This window comes from Acidovorax sp. NN32 (genome assembly GCF_057597245.1).
On sequence record NZ_CP199679.1, the window covers coordinates 2932083 to 2946513 of the forward strand.

A 14431-nucleotide genomic window follows, 5' to 3' on the forward strand; every position below is an offset into this window, starting at 1 on the left:
ACCCCATTGATGAAACGCATTGCCTGGATCTCTTGTGCGGCCCTGGCCGTGTGCCTGCTCACCGCAGGCGCGGCCAGCTGGTGGGCGCAGCACCGCGTTGACAGTGCCCTGGCACAGACGGCACAACTGCAGCGCCAAGTGACCGAACTCAACAATGCGCTGCTGGGCTATACCCGCTACACCAGCTACCTCACCGCAGGCAAACAGACGCTGGCCGAGCAGATGAAGCTGCTCGCCGCCACCGTGGTCCGCGAAGAAGGCGCCACGCAGATCATCGAAAAATCGGTGCTGGGCATCGCATCCACCGGGGTAGTGGCCATCACCTACACCGCCGAATACGCCTTCGGCTTTGACCTGCGCCCCGAAAGCTACGAGCTGCACGCCACCAACGGCGGCATCGAGGTGCACATCCACCGCCCCGCGCTGGTGGCCGCACCAGCCGTTACCAACCTGAAGCACCGCATCCTCTCGGGCGGGCTGCTGACCGACAACAAGGGCGCTGTCATCAAGCTGAGCCAGGAGGCCGCCAAACGCGCTCGCCAGCAGGGCGAGGCCATGGCGTCCGATCCGGCCGTGCTGGCGCTGTGCGAAAAAAGCCTGACCGAGTTTCTGTACGGCTTTCTGACCAAACAGCCCGGCGTGAAGCAGGTGCCGCGCATCCGCGTGGTCTACAAACCGTCGGCGTAGGGGCCTGCTCCTACCCCAATTCCCCACCCATGGGGCTGACCCTCATGGTCCTGAGTGCATTGCGGCCGGGCGCCACAGAGCGGTACCACCGCACGTACCATGGTGGACAAGGAGTTCTGACTTTGTTCCGTTTTTTCGAAAGCCGCCTTCCCCCCTATCCCCCCGCCGAACCTCACCTGCCCCCCAAAGACTTCATGGCCTTTGTGTGGGATGGCACCCGTGGCCTGCGTGGCTATGTAGCAGCTATGGCAGGCCTGTCTGCGGCCATTGCCATCTATGAAGCGCTGCTGTTTGCGGTGCTCGGCCATGTGGTGGACTGGATCTCCAGCACGGCCCCGGGTGCGCTGTGGGCCGAGCGCAAAGGAGAGTTGATGGGCATCACCGCCCTGCTCCTGGCCTCGGTGCTGCTGGTGGCCGTGCAGACCAGCATCAAGCACCAGGTGCTGGCCATCAACTTCCCACTGCGCTTGCGCTGGAACTTTCACCGCCTGATGCTGGGCCAGAGCATGGCGTTCTACGCGGACGAATTCGCGGGCCGCATCACCACCAAGATCATGCAGACGGCCCTTGCCGTGCGCGACATGATCTTCACGACCACCGACGTGGTGATCGGCATGGGCATCTACCTTGTCACAATCCTCGTGTTGCTGGCCGGGTTCGACGCGCGGCTGCTGGCGCCTTTTGCCGCTTGGATGGTGGCCTATGGCCTGGCCTGCAGGTACTTTGTGCCGCGCCTGGGCAAGGTGGGCAAGGCGCAGGCCGATGCGCGCTCGGTAATGACCGGGCGCATTACCGACGCGTACACCAACATCGCCACCGTCAAGCTGTTCTCGCACACGCGGCGCGAATCTGAATTCGCCCGTGCCGCCATGGACGCGTTCAAGCTCACGGGCTATGCCCAGATGCGCCTGGTGAGCCGGTTCGAGATCGTGAACCACATCCTGGTGGTGGCCATGATCCTCAGCGCCTGCGGCACCGCGCTGTGGCTGTGGTCGGCGGGCGAAGTCGGTGCCGGTGCCGTGGCCGCCGTCACCGCCATGACCCTGCGCGTGTCGGGCCACGCCCACTGGGTGATGTGGGAGATGACCACCCTGTTCGAGAGCGTGGGCACCATCCAGGATGGCATCAACACGCTGACCAAACCCCGCACCGTGGTGGACGCGCCCGACGCTAAACCACTCGTTGTGACGCAGGGCGAAGTGCATTTTGAGGACATGACCTTTGCCTACAGCAGCGGCCCCGGGGCCCGCCCGGTCATCGACCGGCTCAACCTGACCATCCGCCCCGGGGAGAAAATCGGCCTGATTGGCCGCTCGGGCGCGGGCAAGTCCACGCTGGTCAACCTGCTGCTGCGCTTTCATGACGTGCAGTCGGGCCGCATCCTGATCGACGGGCAGGACATCGCCCATGTCACGCAAGACAGCCTGCGCCGCAACATCGGCATGGTCACGCAAGACACCTCGCTGCTGCACCGCTCCATGCGCGACAACATCCTGTACGGCCGCCCCGACGCCAGCGAGGTCGACCTGCACCAAGCGGCGGCGCGCGCAGAGGCCGCAGACTTCATCGCCACACTCACCGACCTGCAGGGCCGCACCGGCTACGACGCCCATGTCGGCGAGCGTGGCGTCAAGCTCTCGGGCGGCCAGCGCCAGCGTGTGGCCATTGCACGCGTGATGCTCAAGGACGCGCCCATCCTGCTGCTGGACGAAGCCACCAGCGCGCTCGACTCCGAGGTCGAAGCCGCCATCCAGCAAAGCCTGGACGGGCTGATGCAAGGCAAGACGGTGATCGCCATTGCCCACCGCCTGTCCACCATTGCCGCCATGGACCGCCTCATCGTGATGGACGCAGGCCGCATCGTCGAAGAAGGCACCCACGCGCAGCTGCTGGGCCAGGGCGGCGTGTATGCCCGGCTGTGGGGGCACCAGAGCGGCGGGTTCCTGGGCGAATCGGAAGAAGACTGAGTCGGCGAGGACGGATACGAGCCACATGGGCGACACGCTGTCGCGCACGCGGCTGTGCGGCGGGTGTGTTGTCCCTACGGTGGCGGGTTTCAACCACCGGATGGAATCGCACCAATGATCAAAGTCACCGCCGTTTACCGCTGGCGTGAAGGCGCCACCTTCAACCACGACTACTACCACTCCGAGCACATGCGCATCGCCCGCGCAGCATTGCAGCCGCTGGGCCTGGTGCGGCTGGAGAGCGACCGTGTTCTCTACCCTGGCGAGCCGCGCCCGGGACAGGTGGTGGCGCTCACCAACGCATTCTTCAGCGACCTGAAGCAGGCCCAAACGGCCGCCAAGGCGACGATGGCCGAGCTGTCGGCAGACATTCCTAACTACACCAACATCCAGCCCGAGTCGTACTTTGCGCAGATGCTGGCGCACGAGGTAACGACCGGTCAAGAACGCGCTTAGCCGCGCTCGCGCACCGCCTTGAACAGCAGGCCCAGGCATACGGCCATGCCCACCATCGGCACTGCGGCCAATACGGCCACCACAGCGCGCGCCAGGGGCGACCAGTCAAAGTCGCGCGCTGTGCGCCAGGCACCAAAGGCTGCGACCAGTCCCAGGCCAAACATGCCCATGCGGAAGCTCGCACCGGGCTTGAAGAAGGCGATGAGCAGCACGGCATTGGCGACGCCGATGGCCAGCGCAACATGGCCCAGGTGGAGGGAAAACGAGGACTGTGCGCCGTGCCTGTGCCCGTCGTCTTCCTCCTCCTCATCGTCCACCCGGCTGCGCGAGCGGCTGGGCGACGGCGGCTGGGAAGGCTGGGCACGCGCAGGAGCTACGGGGGCTGCAGGGGCACCATCGGCCCGCCCCCACTCCGTGGCGGACAGTCCTGCAGCAACTGCACCAGCCACTGCGGCAGATGACGAGGCGCCAGGCGCTGCGATGCTGGGCGACAGCCCACGCTCCTGCAGCACGGCGCGCAGCCGCCCCGGCTCGCGCAAGGCCGTCACCACCGCCCGCACAGGCCCCTGGTCCTGTGGCTTGATGCGCAGGTCGGCAATCTGCATGGTGGTGCCACGCGTATTGGCCAGCATGAACAACGCCTTGGCCACCATTGCGTCTTTGGGGCCGCCCTTGCCGCTTTCGACGAAGGTGCCCAGGTTGTACGTGGCGTCGGCGTGGCCTGCCTCGGCCGCCTGGGCATACCAGGCGCGGGCCTGGGCCAGATTCACGGGGCCGCCATAGCGGCCATGTTCGTCGCTGGTGCCCAGGTGAAACGCGGCGTGCGGATCGCCCTCGCGGGCGTACCAGCCCGGCAGGTCGCGCAGGGGGTTGCCGGTCCACACCACCGGCGCCGGCGAAGGCGCGGCCGGGGTCATGGGCGCAAGGCTCAGGCCACCCGGCGATTCTGACGCTTCCTGGGCCTGCTTCTTTTTCAGCGCCTGCTGCCGCTGCTCTTGCGCGGCGGTGTTCCACTTCGCGGCCTGCTGCGTGTCCACCGGCCCACCCCAACCGCGCTCGTGCATCACGGCCAAAAGGCGCTTGGCGGGCTCGTAATCCCATTCGGCCGCACGCTGGCACCAGGTGCGGGCGTTTTCGTAGTTGGGCTGCTCCCAGCCGATCACGACATCCAGCGCGTGCAGGAAAGCCGCGACCTCATGCCCCTGCGCTGCGGCGGGCTCCAGGGCGTCGGTGGCTTCAATGCGCCTGCGCGAGTACAGCGCCAACTGTTCGCAGCGGGCCACAGCGTCGTCCACCGCCTTGCGCTCTTCGTCTACGATGCGCAGCAATTGCTCCCCAGGGGCAGCCTTCAGTCGCACCATCAGTGCCTGTACACGCTCCTTGGCTTGTTCCGGAAAGCGCCCATAGAAGGCTTGGGCATCCTTGCGGGTCTCTGCGTCGTGGGCGCCCATCAACTGCAGCGCGGCCGCCAGGTCGAAGTGCCTGCGCTGGCCCATGGTGCCAAAACGCAAGGCACGGCCCAGGGCATAGAGGGCGTGGGGGTTGCCGCGCGCAGCCCAGTGGCGGTATTCGGCCCAGGCAGTGGCGTCGTCGCCCGCCTGGCGGGCTCGCGCCGCATGGCGTACTTGCAGGTCGGGCTCTTCCGGGGCATCGCCATTGGCCAGATAGTGCACGCCACTTTGCGGGTCGTACAGGTTCAGGCCCAGGCGCACTGCCTGCTCCCAGCCATCGTCAAACGGAGCGCCCCAATCCGAAGCGCGGGTGTTGATGCCCACGCCCCAGGTCGGGTCGGCCATTTCAGTGCCACCAAGGTAGATGTCCCAGAACCCGGGAGAGCGCTGCTCGACGGCCTGGGCCCAAGCCGCGAACTTGGGGTTCATCGGCACCTGGGGGCCCGCCTCCGCACGCTCGTACTGCGCGTCCGCCTCGGCCTTGGTGGTGGGCCAGGGCCAATCGGCGGGCTTTTCCCAGATCTGGATGGTGTAGCTCACAGGTCCCTCCTCGGATGCCGCTGGGTGCGCGGCGTGTTGTGGTGTTGTCTTTCGTCAAGTGCGAGCGAATTCTAGGAGCGGCCCCCCGCCATGCCCCAGAGGCGCACCCCACCAATTTGTCCAGTGACGCACCAGCACCACACCCGGATGTTGGCGCGCAGTTTTGGGTAAAAATGGGCCTCTGCGCTCGTCCACCAAGACCAAATAGCTCCTACTTTTATAGCAATCCTATGTCCCAGCCGCCACGCCCTGCCCTCGCTCTCGCCATGCCCGTGCCCACCGGCGATCAGCTCAAGGCCGCCCGCACTGCCGCCGGGCTGAGCCAGGCCCAGGCGGCTGAACTCATGGGCTACCCACTGCAGACCGGCAGCCGGGGCGGCGTGCAGTCGCGCACCTGGCAGGCGCTGGAGAGCATGAGCGACGAGCGCAACATGCAGGGGCCGGTGTTTGCGATGTTTCTGCTGCTGACGGGCCAGCACCCCGACTTTCTGCTGACCGCGCGCCCGGCGGACGACAGCGGCAGCGCCACCGGCTGACCAGTTCGCATGCGCTGACACCATAAAAAAAGCGGAACAGCCCGCAGGCGGCTCCGCAAAGTCTTCACAGGGAGATAAGAGTTAGGCAGGCGTTCAATCTACCTTGATGTTCGCCGCCTTGATCACCTGGGCCCACTTCTCCACCTCGGCCTTCTGGAAAGCGGCGATCTGCGTGGTGTTGAGGTCGGCGGGCTCCATGCCAAAGCCCTTCAGGCGGGTCTGCATGTCGGGCTGGGCCAGGATCTTGCGGATCTCGTCATGCAGGCGCGTGACCACCGGCGTGGGCGTGCCAGCCGGCACAAAGATGGCCTGCCAGGACTGCACCTGAAAGTCCTTGAGTTCTGCCACGCCGGACTCGGCCACGGTGGGCACGTCGGGCATGGAGGCCAGGCGCTGGGGTGAGGTGACGACAATGGCGCGCAGTTTGCCGCTCTGGATGTGCGGCGCGGCCACCACCGTGGTGTCAAACATCATGTCCACCTGGCCGCTGATCACATCCTGGATGGCCGGGCCGCTGCCCTTGTAGGGGATGTGGGTGAACTTCACGCCCGACTTGTAGGCCAGCAACTCCACGGCCAAATGCTGCGAGCTGCCTGTGCCGGCTGACGCCGACGACAGGCCGCCTTGCTTGCCCTTCGCCCCCGCCAGCACGTCCTTGAGGGTTTTGTAAGGGCTGTTGGCAGCCACCACCAGCACGACCGGGTTGGTGCCGATCAGCGTGACGGGGCTGAAGGACTTGATGGGGTCGTAGCCCAGCTTGGGGTAGAGGCTCACGTTGATGGCGTGCGAGCTGACGGTGCCGCCCAGCAGGGTGTAGCCATCCGGCGCAGAGCGCGCAGCAGCTTCAGAGCCGATGCTGCCCGCCGCGCCGCCCTTGTTCTCCACCACCACCGTGGTGCCCAGGGCAGTACCCAGTTGCTGGCCAATCAGCCGCGCCAGCGTGTCGGTGGTGCCACCTGCAGCAAACGGCACCATGTAGGTGATGGGCTTGCCGGTGGGCCAGGTGCCCTGGGCTGTGGCGGGCAGGCTGACAAGGGTGCTGAAGGCTGCGGCCGCCAGGGCGGCGGTGTGGATGAGGGTTCTGCGTTGCATGGTGGTGTCTCCTGGGTGTTTTGTGGATGGTGAACGGAACGGCGATAGAAAAACGGAGCGCAAAAAAGCCGGTGCGGCTGGCGCGTGCAATGCAATGGACGCTCAGGGCAGATCGACGATCTCGACCCAATTGGGGTTCTTGCCCACCGGCACCCTCGTGGGCGTGCCGAGGATGCCGGTGGCCGGGTCGACGGGGTGTAGCGCCAGGTGGTGCGACTCCTGCCCTGCCGCGATCAGAAATCGGCCTGACGAATCCACCGCAAAACCGCGCGGTGATTTCTCGGTGGGCACCTGGCCCAGCGGCTGCAGCTGGCCGGTGGCGGCGTCGACGCGGAAGCTGCTCAGCGTGCTGGAGGTGCGCTCGGACGCATACAGCGTGCGGCCGTCGGGCGACAGGTGAATGTCGGCGGCCCAGGGCTTGCCGTTAAAGCCTGCGGGCAGTGCCGTGGTGCGCTGCACCGGGCGCAGCGTGCCGCGCTCCTTGTCGTAAGCCATCACATGTACGGCGGCATCCAGCTCGTCCAGCACATACATGGTGCGCTGGGCGGTATCCCACACAAAGTGGCGCGGGCCGGATTTTTCGGGAGCAACCTGCGTGAGCGCGGGTTCATGGGCGGTCAGCCTGCCGCTCTCGGCATCAAAACGCCAGGCCGAAAGGTTGTCGCCGCCCAGGCTGGTGGCAAACACATGGCGGTTGGCCGCATCGGCGTGGATGGCGTGCGCGTGGGGCGCCGTGGGGATGAGTTGCTGCACCGCACCCACCGCCCCATCCTTGCCAATGCTGTTGACCGTGATCTTGTGGCCGGGGTACGAGGCCGCAAACAGCCAGCGGCCCGTGGCATCGGTGGCGATGTTGGCCATGCTGTCGGCCAGCGGGGCCTCGCCCAGCTTGCGCAGCTTGCCGCTGGCCGGGTCGATGGCCAGGCTCACCACCCGGAACGGCTGCGAGCGCAGGGCCACATACAGCACCTTCTTGTCAGGGCTCACGGCCATCGGCATGGCGGTGCCGCCCAGCGGCACGGTGTCTACCGGCTTGAGCGTGGCACTGCTGCGGTCCAGTTCCAGCACCGAGACATCCTGGCTGTCCGCGTTGGCGACATACACCCAGGTTCCCGCCCAGGCGCCGGGGGTGGACAGGGCGGCAACGGCTGCCAGTGCCAGTTGTGCCACCCGGGTGTGGGTGTGGTGGGTGTGGGTGCGGGGTGCAGCGGTCATTGGCGTCTCCTGTAGGGGCTGCGCGGTAGCAGAGGCTGCACCGCCGGTTATGTGGATTGGGAGGCATTTGCCGGGATGCCGTCGCCTCGGACTACCGGTGTTGTGTCAAGGGACGTTCACACGTTATATGTTGTCGTACAACAAGACTCGCATTGTCGCCATTACTTCCTCAGCGCCACGCAGGGATTACCCGAATTTCAGACGGCCGTATACGCAGCGGTGCGCTGTATCCTGCACAGGGAAAACTCGCCCAAACGCGCTAGTGAAAACCCGTACTCCCCCTCGGATCCACACAAAATTCGTGCACTTTCTATTGCCAATTTGCAATCTTAGTTGTACGATGACTAACAACTTAACTTAGGAGACATTCCATGACCCTGCGCCGTAGAGCCGCCCTTCTCGCCTGCATCGCCACACTGGCAGCGGCCTCCGCCACCGCACAAAGCGCTGACTGGCCTGCCAAGACCCTGCGCATCGTGGTGCCCTACCCGCCCGGCGGCAGCTCGGACATCATTGCCCGCTCCATCAGCCAGGCGATGTCCGAGGCGCTCAAGCAGTCCGTCATCGTGGAGAACAAACCCGGCGCCAACGGCAACCTGGGCGCCGACTTTGTGGCCAAGGCCGAGCCCGATGGCTACACCATGCTGCTGTGCGACGTGGGCGCGCTGGCCATCAGCCCTTCGGTCTATACCAAGCTGTCGTTCGACCCCTCCAAAGACCTGCGTGGCGTGACCATGCTCGCCTACTCGCCCCACCTGCTGGTGGTGCACCCCTCGGTGCCCGTCAGCAACCTCAAGGAGCTGGTGGCGTACTCGAAGAAGAACGACCTGAACTTCGCCGTCACCGCCACCGGCAGCGCCCCCCACGTCGCTGGCGTGGCACTGGAACGCGCCGCCGGTGCGCGCTGGCAATACATCCCCTACAAGGGCGGCGTCACCGCCATCCAGGACACCGTGGCCGGGCAGACGCAGATCCTGATGAACGGCATGCTCGCCACCCTGCCCCACGTGCAAAACGGCAAGCTCAAGGTGCTGGGCGTCTCCAAGGCCACGCGCATGCCGCTGATCGGCGACGTGCCCACCATTGCCGAGCAGGGTGTGCCCGGTTTCGAATCGGGCACATGGCAAGGCATTCTGGTGCCGCGTGGCACGCCGGAAGCCGTCGTGCAGAAGCTCAACAAGGCGCTGATCACCGCCATTCGCGCGCCCGAGATCCGTTCGCGCCTGGCCGGCCAGGGTGCCGAGGTGGTCACCATGACCCCTGCCGAACAAGACCAGTTCTTCGCCAAGGAGCGCGCCCGCTGGGCCACCGTGGTGAAGGCCGCCAACATCAAGCTCGACTAAGAAGGTGTCAGCGAACCCCTCATGCCTCCTCCCTCGCCTTCCCATTTCCTACTACCGCCCCGCACTGACATGACTCCCCAAGAACTCAAAACCATCATGGGCTCCGGCCTGCTGTCGTTCCCGATCACGGACTTTGACGAGCAGGGCGAATTCCGCCCCAAGACCTATATCGAGCGCCTGGAATGGCTGGCCCCCTACGGCGCCAGCGCGCTATTTGCCGCCGGTGGCACGGGCGAGTATTTCTCGCTGTCGGGCCCCGAGTACGGCCAGGTCATCAAGACCGCAGTGGATACCTGCCGTGGCAAGGTGCCCATCATTGCCGGTGCCGGTGGCCCCACCCGCACGGCGATTGCCCATGCCCAAGAGGCCGAGCGCCTGGGCGCCCACGGCATCCTGCTCTTGCCGCACTACCTGACCGAAGCGGGACAGGAAGGCCTGATCGCCCATGTGGAGCAGGTCTGCAAGAGCGTGAAGTTCGGCGTCATCGTCTACAACCGCGACCGCACCAAACTCACGGCCGATTCCCTGGCCATCCTGGCCGACCGCTGCCCGAACCTGGTGGGCTTCAAGGACGGCGTGGGCAACATCGAGGTGATGTCCTCCATCTTCATGAAAATGGGCGACCGCTTTTCGTACCTGGGCGGCCTGCCCACGGCCGAGGTGTATGCGGCGGCCTACAAGGCGCTGGGCACACCGGTGTATTCGTCGGCAGTGTTCAACTTCATCCCCCGCACGGCGATGGAGTTCTACAAGGCCGTGGCCAGCGACGACACGGCCACCCAGCACCGCCTGCTCAAGTCCTTCTTCATGCCCTACCTGGCCATCCGCAACCGCGTGGAAGGCTATGGCGTGTCCATCATCAAGGCGGGTGCCCGCCTCGTGGGCCACGACGGCGGGCCGGTGCGCGCGCCGCTGACGGACTTGAAGCCCGGCGAGATGGAAGAGCTCAAGGCGCTGATCGACAAGCTCGGCCCGCAGTAAGCACGGCCTGACAGATACCTCCAAGGGCCTGGTTCTCCAGGCCCTTTTTTCAGCGATTCCACACACCACGCGCCTGGCCGTGCACGAGCGCGTGGTGCCAATGCGGCACGCCAACACACAACACCATCAGGAGACAGACAACATGCTCAAGACCCTCATCCTCGCCGCAGCGAGCGCCCTGGCCCTTGTCACGCTGAGCGGCTGCGCCAGCCACGCTACCACCGCCGCGGCGCCCCCTGCACCGGCCGCTTCCGAGCAGGCTGTGGCCGCCGCTGCCGAACGCCTGCGCTTGGCCATGATCGACCCCACGCCCGCTGCGCTGACTGCCCTCGTGGCCGACGACCTGAGCTATGGCCACTCGGGCGGCCGCGTGGACACCAAGGACAGCTTCATTGGCGATCTGGTGGCGGGCAAGTCTGACTTCGTGACCATCACCATCACCGACCAGACCATCAAGGTGGTGGGCAACTCTGCCATCGTGCGCCACACCCTCACGGCCGACACCAACGACTCGGGCAAGCCCGGCAAGGTGCAGATCAAGATCCTGGGCGTGTGGCAACAGCAAGGCAGCCAGTGGAAGCTGCTGGCCCGCCAGGCCGTGCGCGTAAACACTTGATGCCCCCTGAGTCGCTTCGCGCCATCCCCCTCAGGGGGACGCCGCCCCTGCGGCGGGGCGGCCCTTGCACGGCGGCGCTGGCGGGGCCGCGCCCGTCTCCGTAGCCCGGCGATACGCGACACTGCGACTCAAGTCCGCCTTCTCAACATTCCAGGTTGCACTCCATCCAATGACCACCAACGCCCCGCCCCGCATCCTGCAAATCGGCCGCCTGCCCTTGCCCGCCCTCGAAACCGAACTGGCCGCGCGCTACAGCGTGGCCTGCCTGGCCGACCAGGCCGACCCGCAGGGCTTTCTGGCGGCGCACGGTGCGGAGTTTTCGGGCGTGGTCACCACGGCGTCCATCGGGCTCACGGGCGAGGTGATCGCCGCCCTGCCCCATCTGCAGGTCATCAGCAGCTTTGGCGTGGGCTTTGACGCGCTCGACATCGGCGCCGCCACTGCCCGCGGCGTGCAGGTGGGCTACACGCCCGGCGTGCTCAACGACTGTGTGGCCGACATGGCGTTTGCGCTGATGCTGGACGTGTCGCGCGGCATTGCCACCAGCGACCGCTTTGTGCGCCAGGGCCAATGGCCCAAGGCGCGGTTTGCGCTGGGCACGCGGGTGTCGGGCAAACGCCTGGGCATCGTGGGCATGGGCCGCATCGGCCAGGCCGTGGCCGAGCGCGCGGCGGGCTTCCGCATGGAGGTGGGCTACCACAACCGCCGCCCGGCCGAGGGCTGCGCGCTACCCTACTTCGAGTCGCTGACCGCACTGGCGCAATGGGCCGACTACCTGGTGCTGACGGTGGCGGGCGGCGCGGGCACGCGCCACCTGGTCAACCGCGATGTGCTCGATGCCCTGGGCCCGCAGGGCTACCTCATCAACGTGGCGCGTGGCAGCGTGGTGGATGAGGCGGCGCTCATCGACGCCCTGGCCGAGCGCCGCATCGCCGGTGCGGGCCTGGACGTGTTCGACAACGAACCCCATGTGCCCGCCGCCCTGATGGCGCTGGACAACGTGGTGCTCACCCCCCACACCGCCAGTGCCACACACGAAACCCGCCGTGCGATGGCGGACCTGGTGCTGGAGAACCTGCACGCGTTCTATACCTCGGGTGCCGTGCGGGTGCCGGTGCCAGGCACGGTGGCTGGCTGATCGTTGGGTTTTCAAGCTTTTCAGGCCGTTTGCGCGCGTCCATCATGCCAGATTAGCTATCAAATAAATAGCATCAATCTCCACACCCGGGCGCCCCTGCCTCACACCCGCCCCGCAAACACCTCCGGCCCCAGGCGGGGCTTGCGCGCCTTGCGCTCGAACAGCCACATGCCATACAGCGGCAGTGCCTCGGCCAGTTGCAGCGGCGCCACCTGCTCTGCCGCAGCCCCCAGCAGCGCGGGGTGTGGCAGCACGGCCAGCAGGTCAGAGCCCACCACCAGGTTCAGCAGGCTGGCAAAGTCCGGGCAGCGCACAGCCATGCGCGGCGCGGGCATGCGCCGCACGCGGTGCGCCTCGGTCAGCACGTCCACCGGGCCGCTCACGCTCGGGCCCACACAGCCCCAGGCAGCGCCTTGCAAATCGGCCAGCGACCGGGCCTGCGCGAGCGGGTGGCGCCGCCGTGCATAAATTTGCGGCTGCAGCTCGTACAAGCGCCACTGCAGCACATCCGGGTGGGCAAACTGGCGCGGCCGGGGCGCAATCACGGCGTCGAAACTGCCATGCAGCAGGCCCGTCAGCAGGCTCCCCTCGTCGGTGGTGGTCATCTCCAGTGAACGCTGGGGCTGCGGCAGACACCAGGCCTCGTACAGCAACGGCCCACAGACCAGCGCGGCGGAGGCCGTGAGCCCCACGCGCAACCGATTGCGGTCCACAGCGGCCCGGCGGGCCTGCGGCAAGGCGTCGATGCGCTGGGCCAGCGGCGCGCCTTCGGCCACCACACGCCGGGCCAGGTCGGTTGGCACATACCGGCGCCCGTCCCGCACCAGCAGCGGCGTTTCGAACTGCGCCTGCAGCGCCTTCATGCCCTGGCTGATGGCGGGCTGCGACACCCCACAGGCCTGCGCCGCGCGCGCAAACGAGCCCTGGTCGATGACGGATTGGAGGTAGTGCAGGTAGCGCAGATACATAAGCAGCTTTTATGTATGAGGCGCCATTGTCCCTTGCCGCAGCCGCCGGGCGCGGCGAAGCTCTGGGCTTCTTTCTCCACCACGCTTCTGCCCATGACCACGCCACTCGACACCGTCCGCGCCTACCTCGCCCACCTGCACGCCAGCCACACTGACGGGTTGATTGCCTGCTTTGAAGACGATGGCGTGGTGCACTCGCCGTTTCTGGGCACCATGCGCGCGAGCGGCTTCTTCCAAAAGCTCGCCCAGGCCTCCAGCGGCAGCGTGATCACCGTGCTGGATCTGTTCGTGTCCGCCCAGCCAGACAACGGCGGCGCCGTGCGGGTCGCTGCCTATTTCCGCTACGACTGGACCTTGAACGATGGCCGCGAGGTGACCTTCACCTGCGTGGATGTGTTCACGTTCGACGCGGGCAGCCCTCGCATCCGCGACATGAACATCGTCTATGACACCCACCCGCTGCGCGAAGAGGTGGGCGACAAGTACGCGCCCGATCCGGTCACAACAACTCCACGCCCTTGAGCGTCACAAAACTCGTCTCCCGCGTCACCTGCACAAAGTCCTGCAGGTACGGCTTGGCCGACAGGCTGGGCAGGCAGGCGGCGTGCAACTCGCCGCGCAGGCCTTTTTCACCGATGGGTCGCGCCGTCACGTACCCCCGGTCCAGGTAGCTCTGCACCGCCCACAGCGGCAGCGCCGCCACGCCGCGCCCGCTGGCCACCAGCTGAAGCATGGCCACCGTCAGCTCGGTGGTGCGGCGCGGGGGGCGCACACCGGCGGGCTCCAGCACCTGGCGAATCAGGTCCAGCATTTCGTCGGGCACGGGGTAGGTGATGATGGTCTGGTCGGCAAAGTCCTGCGCCACCAGATGCGGCCTGGCCACCAGCGGGTGCGTGTTGGCCAGCAGCGCGCGCATCTCAAAGCCAAAGAGGGCGTGGTAGTCCACGCCCGCCTCGTCCCCATCCACCTCCGACACGATGGCAACATCGGCCCGCCCCTGGTGCAGCAGGCCCACGGGGTCGGCATGAAAGCCGCTCACGATGTCCAGCTCCACCTCGGGCCAGCGGGTGCGAAACGCGTCCATGGCGGGCATCAGCCAGTCAAAACAGGTGTGGCACTCCACCGCAATGCGCATCTGACCGCCCTGCCCCAGCACCAGACGGGCGATGTCGCGCTCGGCGCCCTCCACCTGCGGCAGCATCGCATCGGCCAGTGCCAGCAGGCGCTCGCCCACGGCGGTGAACTGGGGCGGCACCGATTTGCGCTCAAACAGCGGCTGGCCGTAACGGTCCTCCAGCAGCTTGATCTGGTGCGACAGCGCCGACTGCGTGAGGTTGAGCAACTGCGCGGCCCGCACCAGGCTGCCGCTGTCACGCAAGGCCACCAGCGTGCGCAGGTGGCGCACTTCCAGAATCGACTGGTTCATTATTAATTTTCAAGT

At 66.6% G+C, this 14431-nt stretch carries 14 protein-coding genes; 9 read left to right on the plus strand and 5 right to left on the minus strand.

Annotated elements, in window-relative coordinates; translation table 11 throughout:
- Positions 1-9: 9 nt before the first annotated feature.
- The 3 genes from ACT89O_RS13655 (at position 10) to ACT89O_RS13665 (ending at position 3110) form a co-directional block, all read left to right on the plus strand.
- Positions 10-687 (plus strand): hypothetical protein, encoded by a 678-nt coding sequence (locus ACT89O_RS13655; protein ID WP_055397818.1) that lies wholly within the window; start codon positions 10-12, stop codon positions 685-687.
- A gap of 122 nt (positions 688-809) precedes the next feature.
- Positions 810-2654 (plus strand): ABC transporter ATP-binding protein, encoded by a 1845-nt coding sequence (locus tag ACT89O_RS13660; RefSeq protein WP_487260322.1) that lies wholly within the window; start codon positions 810-812, stop codon positions 2652-2654.
- A gap of 114 nt (positions 2655-2768) precedes the next feature.
- Positions 2769-3110, plus strand: coding sequence for an EthD family reductase (locus ACT89O_RS13665; RefSeq protein WP_055397811.1), 342 nt, complete (start codon positions 2769-2771; stop codon positions 3108-3110).
- Here ACT89O_RS13665 and ACT89O_RS13670 read toward each other — a convergent pair.
- A complete protein-coding gene (locus ACT89O_RS13670) occupies positions 3107-5101 on the minus strand; it encodes a tetratricopeptide repeat protein (protein WP_487260323.1) in 1995 nt (664 codons plus the stop codon). The two genes, ACT89O_RS13665 and ACT89O_RS13670, sit on opposite strands and share 4 nt — an antisense overlap.
- Positions 5102-5367: 266 nt before the next feature.
- Between ACT89O_RS13670 and ACT89O_RS13675 the strand changes: the two genes are divergently transcribed.
- Complete coding sequence (locus ACT89O_RS13675; protein WP_487260324.1) at positions 5368-5637, plus strand: helix-turn-helix domain-containing protein; 270 nt, start codon at positions 5368-5370, stop codon at positions 5635-5637.
- Positions 5638-5730: 93 nt separating this feature from the next.
- Here ACT89O_RS13675 and ACT89O_RS13680 read toward each other — a convergent pair whose 3' ends face one another.
- Together ACT89O_RS13680 and ACT89O_RS13685 are read right to left on the minus strand one after the other, a co-directional pair.
- The gene (locus tag ACT89O_RS13680) at positions 5731-6729 is read right to left on the minus strand and encodes a Bug family tripartite tricarboxylate transporter substrate binding protein (RefSeq protein ID WP_487260325.1); all 999 of its coding nucleotides are present in this window, start codon (positions 6727-6729) and stop codon (positions 5731-5733) included.
- A 102-nt stretch (positions 6730-6831) separates the two neighbouring features.
- Positions 6832-7944: a lactonase family protein gene (locus tag ACT89O_RS13685; RefSeq protein ID WP_487260326.1), complete on the minus strand. Its 1113-nt coding sequence runs from the start codon at positions 7942-7944 to the stop codon at positions 6832-6834.
- A gap of 371 nt (positions 7945-8315) precedes the next feature.
- Here ACT89O_RS13685 and ACT89O_RS13690 point away from each other — a divergent pair, with 371 nt between their 5' ends.
- The 4 genes from ACT89O_RS13690 to ACT89O_RS13705 all read left to right on the plus strand — a co-directional run bounded on the left by ACT89O_RS13690 (position 8316) and on the right by ACT89O_RS13705 (position 12022).
- Positions 8316-9287 (plus strand): Bug family tripartite tricarboxylate transporter substrate binding protein, encoded by a 972-nt coding sequence (locus ACT89O_RS13690; protein ID WP_121506279.1) that lies wholly within the window; start codon positions 8316-8318, stop codon positions 9285-9287.
- Positions 9288-9356: 69 nt separating this feature from the next.
- A complete protein-coding gene (gene kdgD / locus ACT89O_RS13695; protein WP_487260327.1) occupies positions 9357-10268 on the plus strand; it encodes a 5-dehydro-4-deoxyglucarate dehydratase in 912 nt (303 codons plus the stop codon).
- A gap of 142 nt (positions 10269-10410) precedes the next feature.
- Complete coding sequence (locus ACT89O_RS13700) at positions 10411-10884, plus strand: nuclear transport factor 2 family protein (RefSeq protein ID WP_487260328.1); 474 nt, start codon at positions 10411-10413, stop codon at positions 10882-10884.
- Positions 10885-11053: 169 nt separating this feature from the next.
- Positions 11054-12022: a 2-hydroxyacid dehydrogenase gene (locus ACT89O_RS13705; protein WP_487260329.1), complete on the plus strand. Its 969-nt coding sequence runs from the start codon at positions 11054-11056 to the stop codon at positions 12020-12022.
- 101 nt (positions 12023-12123) lie between these two features.
- Here ACT89O_RS13705 and ACT89O_RS13710 read toward each other — a convergent pair whose 3' ends face one another.
- Positions 12124-12990: a LysR family transcriptional regulator gene (locus tag ACT89O_RS13710; RefSeq protein WP_487260330.1), complete on the minus strand. Its 867-nt coding sequence runs from the start codon at positions 12988-12990 to the stop codon at positions 12124-12126.
- 93 nt (positions 12991-13083) lie between these two features.
- Here ACT89O_RS13710 and ACT89O_RS13715 point away from each other — a divergent pair, with 93 nt between their 5' ends.
- Positions 13084-13512, plus strand: a complete 429-nt coding sequence (locus tag ACT89O_RS13715) for a nuclear transport factor 2 family protein (protein WP_487260331.1) — start codon at positions 13084-13086, stop codon at positions 13510-13512.
- Here the strand turns inward: ACT89O_RS13715 and ACT89O_RS13720 are convergent.
- Positions 13490-14416, minus strand: a complete 927-nt coding sequence (locus tag ACT89O_RS13720) for a LysR family transcriptional regulator (protein ID WP_487260332.1) — start codon at positions 14414-14416, stop codon at positions 13490-13492. The genes ACT89O_RS13715 and ACT89O_RS13720 overlap by 23 nt on opposite strands.
- Positions 14417-14431 lie beyond the last annotated feature (15 nt).

What these genes read in the sequence shown, in the direction of transcription:
- kdgD (WP_487260327.1), top strand. Translation starts at nt 9,357, where the DNA reads ATGACTCCCCAAGAACTCAAAACCATCATGGGCTCCGGCCTGCTGTCG.
- ACT89O_RS13720 (WP_487260332.1), bottom strand. Translation starts at nt 14,416, where the DNA reads ATGAACCAGTCGATTCTGGAAGTGCGCCACCTGCGCACGCTGGTGGCC.
- ACT89O_RS13700 (WP_487260328.1), top strand. Translation starts at nt 10,411, where the DNA reads ATGCTCAAGACCCTCATCCTCGCCGCAGCGAGCGCCCTGGCCCTTGTC.
- ACT89O_RS13690 (WP_121506279.1), top strand. Translation starts at nt 8,316, where the DNA reads ATGACCCTGCGCCGTAGAGCCGCCCTTCTCGCCTGCATCGCCACACTG.
- ACT89O_RS13705 (WP_487260329.1), top strand. Translation starts at nt 11,054, where the DNA reads ATGACCACCAACGCCCCGCCCCGCATCCTGCAAATCGGCCGCCTGCCC.
- ACT89O_RS13655 (WP_055397818.1), top strand. Translation starts at nt 10, where the DNA reads ATGAAACGCATTGCCTGGATCTCTTGTGCGGCCCTGGCCGTGTGCCTG.
- ACT89O_RS13675 (WP_487260324.1), top strand. Translation starts at nt 5,368, where the DNA reads ATGCCCGTGCCCACCGGCGATCAGCTCAAGGCCGCCCGCACTGCCGCC.
- ACT89O_RS13665 (WP_055397811.1), top strand. Translation starts at nt 2,769, where the DNA reads ATGATCAAAGTCACCGCCGTTTACCGCTGGCGTGAAGGCGCCACCTTC.
- ACT89O_RS13715 (WP_487260331.1), top strand. Translation starts at nt 13,084, where the DNA reads ATGACCACGCCACTCGACACCGTCCGCGCCTACCTCGCCCACCTGCAC.
- ACT89O_RS13710 (WP_487260330.1), bottom strand. Translation starts at nt 12,990, where the DNA reads ATGTATCTGCGCTACCTGCACTACCTCCAATCCGTCATCGACCAGGGC.
- ACT89O_RS13685 (WP_487260326.1), bottom strand. Translation starts at nt 7,944, where the DNA reads ATGACCGCTGCACCCCGCACCCACACCCACCACACCCACACCCGGGTG.
- ACT89O_RS13680 (WP_487260325.1), bottom strand. Translation starts at nt 6,729, where the DNA reads ATGCAACGCAGAACCCTCATCCACACCGCCGCCCTGGCGGCCGCAGCC.